At 59.3% G+C, this 280-nt stretch carries 1 protein-coding gene; it reads left to right on the forward strand.

The window, feature by feature from the left end; translation table 11 throughout:
• Window positions 1–79: 79 nt before the first annotated feature.
• Window positions 80–280: LysR family transcriptional regulator (locus EN852_RS40425; RefSeq protein WP_135880017.1), on the forward strand; the 201-nt coding region annotated here is incomplete at its 3' end.

Consider the following 280-nt stretch of genomic DNA (forward strand, 5'->3'; position numbering starts at 1 on the left):
ACGATAACCAGAAAGAAACCTTTCTAAAAACGAGGATTTCTGCAAAATAGATAAGTCCAGCTTATCTAATTGGATCGTCATGGTCGCCCTTCCCTCCTTACGCGGACTTCAGGCCTTCGAAGCGGCGGCGCGCACAGGCAGCTTTGCGGCCGCCGCCGAGGAATTGTCGGTTTCGGCAGCGGCCGTCAGCCAGCTCATCCGCACCGTCGAGGAGCAGATGGGGCGAAAACTGTTCCACCGGGTCAACCGGCGCGCGGTGCTGACCGAGGCCGGGGTGGAG

Source organism: Mesorhizobium sp. M2E.F.Ca.ET.209.01.1.1, from assembly GCF_004010375.2.
GTDB lineage: Bacteria > Pseudomonadota > Alphaproteobacteria > Rhizobiales > Rhizobiaceae > Mesorhizobium.